The organism is Enterorhabdus sp. P55 (genome assembly GCF_009911695.1).
In the GTDB taxonomy this organism is placed as follows: domain Bacteria; phylum Actinomycetota; class Coriobacteriia; order Coriobacteriales; family Eggerthellaceae; genus Enterorhabdus.
The window spans coordinates 1-1,770 of the sequence record NZ_QWKK01000211.1 but is presented as its reverse complement, the minus strand read 5'-3'; the positions used below and the strand labels follow the sequence as shown (position 1 = coordinate 1,770).

Below are 1,770 nucleotides of genomic sequence, written 5' to 3'. Positions count from 1 at the left end.
GAGGCCGGCGCGGGCTCCAGGGCCGCCGAGGCCGGCGCGCCCGCCGGAGCCGGGGCTGCCGGCGCGCCGGCCAAGGCGCTCGTGCTGTGCAGCGGCGGCGTGGACTCCACGACGCTTTTGGCCCGGGCAGTGCGCGACTACGGCGCCGCCAACGTCTGCGCGCTGTCGGTCTCCTACGGTCAGCGCCACGTCCGCGAGCTGGACGCCGCCCGCGCGGTGGCGGCCTACTACGGCGTCGAGCAGCGCTTCCTCGACCTGGCCGCCATCTTCGCCGAGAGCGACTGCTCGCTGCTGTCCCACTCGGACGTCGCGTTGCCCCAGGGTGCCTACGCCGACCAGCAGGACGCCGCGGCGGGCGCGCCGGTGAGCACCTACGTGCCGTTCCGTAACGGGCTGTTCCTGTCGTCGGCCGCGTCGATGGCGCTCTCGCTCGGGTGCTCGACGGTGCTCTACGGCGCCCATCACGACGACTGGGCCGGCAACGCCTACCCGGACTGCTCGCCGGCGTTCGTGGACGCCATGGCCCGCGCCATCGCCGAGGGAACCGGCGGCGAGCTGCGTCTGGAGGCGCCGTTCGTCAACGCGAACAAGGCGGCCATCGTCGCCGAGGGCCTGGCGCTCGGCGTGCCCTACGAGCTCACGTGGTCGTGCTACGAGGGCGGTGCGGTTCCCTGCGGCACCTGCGCCACCTGCATTGACCGCGCCGCCGCCTTCGCTGCCAACGGCGCGCCTGACCCGCTGCTCGGCTGACGCTCGCGCCTGGACCGCCCGGCCCGGCTGCCGGGTCGACGGCTCGGTTGCCGTGCTCCCGCGCCGCAAGCCCGCCGGGGCGTTCCCTTCGAGAAAGGATCCTCCCATGACCGCATCAAGCCTGTCCGCCGCCTTCGCCGACTTCCAGTCCCGCGGCGGCGCTCCCGCCCCCGCCGCCGGCCGCGACGAGGACGAGACCCGCGCCGGCGGCGTCACTCACCTGGGCAGCCAGGGCACGCGCTACCCGGCCGACTACGACCCCTCCGTCTTGGAGACGTTCGTCAACAAGCACCCGGACAACGATTACTTCGTGAAGTTCAACTGCCCTGAGTTCACGAGCCTCTGCCCCATCACGGGCCAGCCGGACTTCGCCACCATCTATATCTCCTATGTGCCCGGCGAGCTCATGGTGGAGAGCAAGTCGCTGAAGCTGTACCTGTTCAGCTTCCGCAACCACGGCGACTTCCACGAGGACTGCATGAACATCATCATGAAGGACCTCATCGCCCTCATGGATCCGAAGTACATCGAGGTGTGGGGCAAGTTCACGCCCCGCGGCGGCATCTCCATCGATCCCTACTGCAACTACGGCCGCCCCGGCACGCGCTGGGAGGAGGTGGCGTGGACGCGCCTCTCGCAGCACGACCTGTATCCCGAGAAGGTGGACAACCGCTAGGCGCTGCGGCTGCGGAGGCGCGTGGCGACGACGCGGGCGGTTGCTCGTCGATGGGAGACAGGGTGGACTACACGCAAGAGGAGCTGGCCGAGGCGCGTCGGCAGGTGGACTCGACGCTGCACAAGCTGCGCGAGACGCTGCGCACCCTGGAGGCGAAGGAGAACGCCTCGCGGCTGAAGCCCCAGATCACGTTGGCGTGGAGGCGCATCGCGGCCTTCGAGGTGGCGAGCGGCCTCATCGGGCGCGAGCTTGAGTGCGCAGAAGGCGGGCCCGCTGGCCCCGCGGCCGGGCGCTGCGGGGCTGCCGGCGGGGCTGCGCGGGCCGGCGCTGGCGACGGGGGCGTC

3 protein-coding genes are annotated in these 1,770 nt (G+C 71.6%); all 3 read left to right on the top strand.

The genetic code is table 11. From position 1 onward, the window contains the following. The first annotated feature begins 81 nt into the window (after positions 1 to 81). Positions 82 to 750 (top strand): 7-cyano-7-deazaguanine synthase QueC, encoded by a 669-nt coding sequence (gene queC / locus D1643_RS10850; RefSeq protein WP_160710621.1) that lies wholly within the window; start codon positions 82 to 84, stop codon positions 748 to 750. Positions 751 to 856: 106 nt separating this feature from the next. Beyond that, on the top strand, positions 857 to 1,426 hold the full coding sequence (gene queF, locus D1643_RS10845) for a preQ(1) synthase (RefSeq protein ID WP_160710620.1): 570 nt from the start codon (positions 857 to 859) through the stop codon (positions 1,424 to 1,426). Positions 1,427 to 1,488: 62 nt separating this feature from the next. After that, on the top strand, positions 1,489 to 1,770 hold a 282-nt coding region (locus D1643_RS10840; protein WP_236643572.1), incomplete at its 3' end, for a hypothetical protein.